Raw genomic sequence first — 3,235 nt, 5'->3', positions numbered from 1 at the left:
TCTGTACTCCTGACCCGGAAAAAAAAGACAAGTCGCTTGAGTTTTATTCGCTGTATATCGGGCTTGCTCCGCTCTCAGCCTTTCCAGAGCACAAACTGTATCAGGTTACTGAGAAGGGTGACGGGCTGAGTCAGCATGAATATACCGGCAAAGAAAAAGCCGGAGATAAGGCGCCGGTCGCGGAGAAGGACAAACTGAAAACCGGCGACAGCGTCATTGTGCTGCGTGAGATTACTTTCGACCTGAAGGGACAGACGCAGACGTTTGGGCTTGCCCGGGTGCTGAACAGTAAATCCGAAATGACCGGCAACGCGTTCTGGGTGTCGCTCGACCCGCAATCTTTGGCATCCGTGGGTAAGCAGATGGCGCATCTGCCGGCCTGGATGCAGCGGGCCGTTGCCCAGGGGACATTTGATACCGTCGTTAAACCGGCAACCAGACTTGAGATTGCCGCAGGTGATGCGGTGGGTTACCTCGCGGAAGACATTGCCCCTTGTGACATCCACGGTGTGGAAAAGAGTGCTTTTGTGCATATTGAAGTACTCAGTACCGACAGCCGGATGATCGATTTTCTGAGCAATAAGGCACAGGTGAAGAGCGGCCCGAAATACGTTCATATCCACCCGGAGAGTTTTGTTTATGCCCGTTCCGGGGATACCTTCACCCAAACCAAAGGGCAGGTGAAGAAAGATATTCACAAAATTATGCCGCAGGACAAATGCCATCCGTTTACCGACAGTGGCGGTAAACGCTGGTTTGATATCGGGGACGGGGCCTGGCTCAGCGAAGTTGATGTGGAAGCGGATATTGGCCAGTACGACCTGGATAAGCTGGGTTTTAAAGCATTTGAAGAGCCGCCGACTTCCGATATGACAAAATCCCTGCATGAAGGGTGGATCAAAGACGGGTTCACCAGAATGGCGGAGTGGGTACGGCCTGAGCGCGGTATCCGGGAAAAACAGGTCTCTGACTACTACAAAGCCCTGCTGCGAAAAATGGACAGCGATAATAGCGGCGACCTTTCGGGTGCAGAACTGCGTCACGCGGTTAATTACGCGGAGCTGGATATCAGAGATATTGCAGCGAGAATGGTGGTCAAACACGACAGTGAATGGTTTGGTGGCAGCAGTCATCATCGCTGGAGAACATTTTTCAAACAGATGGACCTGCTCTGTATCAGCTATGTCAGACAGTGGTTTGACGATATGGAATGGATGAGCAAGGTGGACGGATTCAGTAGTGGTACGCCTGTCTGGCATATGCATCCTGTGATTTTTTTGGATGCGCTTTCTGATGGCGAGGAAATGATCACTTACGAGCAATTAAAGGCAATGCTTCCTGCCGACAAAGAAAAATATGTTCAGATTTATCTTGAACCTCTAAATGAAACAATGAAGCTGTTTGAAATCAATACCTCTTTGAGAAAAACGCATTTTATGGCACAGATCCTCCATGAAACTGGTTTCTTTAAATATACTGAAGAAACTGCATCAGGAAAGGCCTACGAAGGTCGTAGTGATTTAGGTAACAACCAAGCTGGAGATGGTCCCTTGTTTAAAGGGCGGGGATTATTACAAATCACAGGGCGTGATAATTATACAAAATGTCAGCAGTATCTAAGAAACAAACTTAACGATAACTCATTCGATATAACATCAACAACAGCCAAGGCTAGTCATCTTTCAAATAATCCAAGGTATGCGGCATTGGCATCTGGTTACTTTTGGAGATACATAAAACCTAAGTTAAATAGTTCGGCTGATAAAGATGATATATACTGGGTCTCGGTTTATGTTAATGGCTGGGCTGTACAAAAGAAACCTTATTATCCTGGCAAAGCTAAAGAACCGAACCACATGGATGATCGAGTGGCAAAACTATCGATAGCTAAGAATGCATTTGGTCTGGAGTGATTGAAATGAAGAAAATACTATTACTGTCTGTTTGTGTGTTTCCGTTTTGTTGTAATGCATCGGAGGCGGTGAATGCTGAATATTCTGTAACCTCCTTATATAGTGGCACGATAGGGAAAAGCAATATCACAATGAACCTTACCACTGCTAGCGGGGCGATTTCTGGCGTCTATATATATAATAAATTCAAAAAAAATATCTTCCTTAAGGGAGTGTCCTCGGCAGATTTGGTTGTATTGAATGAGATAGTAGGCAATAGTACCGCGGTGATGACTCTCAAACCTACAACTGATGGATATACAGGCCAGTGGTGTAATAAACAATGCCTTCCTGTAAATCTTTTAAAGGATGATTCATTTAAAGATGGTCAGTTGAATAATGTGAAACTATCTGATTCTGAGAGTGGCGGTTACGAATTAAAGATAGAGATTGAAGGTAAGGTTGAAAATATATCATTATCGGATGCAATTGACACCCCAACTGTCGATTTCATAGATGTTAATAGTGATGGTTTCTATGATGTAATTGTCCGGACAGATCATAGACCTAATAATGGAAGTCAGAGTGTGTATATTTCAACTGATAAAGGCTTTGTGGAACAGAAAGAATTAAGTGGTATAAATGGAACATTAACATACAAGCCATTTGCTGAAAATATAGTTTTTGACTCAAAGGATGATTGTTGCGAAAGGTATAGCAAAATCATTTATTCATTCAATAATGGCAAGCTAGTTAAAGTTAACGATATGTCTTTTGATTATTCAAATCAGAAAGGTCACGGTGAAAATGGTAATGAAGTTTCAAAAGAAATGTTTGAGTCTTTTTGATTTAGAATAATATAAAAGAAGTATATGCAAGGAATTATTCGACCAGGCGATAAAACTACTCACGGCGGAGCAGTGTTGTCCTGTTCAACAACTATGTTCTTTGGAGATATCGGTGTGGCACGTAAAGGTGACCGTGTTTCCTGCCCGGAGCATGGCGATACCACTATCGTCGAAGGTAACCCAAATTATCGGGCTCGTGGTGTTTATGCGGCGTTCCTCGGCTACAAGTGTGGATTTGGCCGCCAGTGAGTCTGTCGGGCTGTTTGCCCATCAGTCCGGGGCGAAGCTGATTGCCAGTCAGGGGGATGTTGAGGTTCGCGCAGAGGCGAGCTCAATGGAGATGACATCAGAGCTGCTGTTTACCATCAGCAGCAACAAGGATGAGCTGCTCATCAGTGCGCCTAAACTGCGACTCAACGGCGGCGGCTCCAGTATCACACTGGACAACGGCGGCATTCTGGAAGAAACCCCGGGCGATTATCTGGTGAAATCTCC

4 protein-coding genes are annotated in these 3,235 nt (G+C 45.0%); all 4 read left to right on the top strand.

Features of this window, described 5'->3' with window-relative positions; all coding sequences use genetic code 11:
- Window positions 1–1,913, top strand: a 1,913-nt coding sequence (locus HMPREF0201_RS06390) for a glycoside hydrolase family 19 protein (protein ID WP_016535698.1), incomplete at its 5' end; no start/stop codon positions are given.
- 5 nt (window positions 1,914–1,918) lie between these two features.
- On the top strand, window positions 1,919–2,740 hold the full coding sequence (locus tag HMPREF0201_RS06385) for an XAC2610-related protein (RefSeq protein WP_115586266.1): 822 nt from the start codon (window positions 1,919–1,921) through the stop codon (window positions 2,738–2,740).
- Between the two features lie 24 nt (window positions 2,741–2,764).
- Window positions 2,765–2,989 carry a PAAR domain-containing protein gene (locus tag HMPREF0201_RS22430; protein ID WP_071704080.1) on the top strand — a complete coding sequence of 75 codons (225 nt, stop codon included), beginning with the start codon at window positions 2,765–2,767 and terminating at the stop codon, window positions 2,987–2,989.
- On the top strand, window positions 2,976–3,235 hold a 260-nt coding region (locus HMPREF0201_RS06380; RefSeq protein WP_244878502.1), incomplete at its 3' end, for a DUF2345 domain-containing protein. The genes HMPREF0201_RS22430 and HMPREF0201_RS06380, both read left to right, overlap by 14 nt.

The organism is Cedecea davisae DSM 4568 (assembly GCF_000412335.2).
In the GTDB taxonomy this organism is placed as follows: domain Bacteria; phylum Pseudomonadota; class Gammaproteobacteria; order Enterobacterales; family Enterobacteriaceae; genus Cedecea; species Cedecea davisae.
This window is presented reverse-complemented; position numbering and strand designations above follow the sequence as displayed.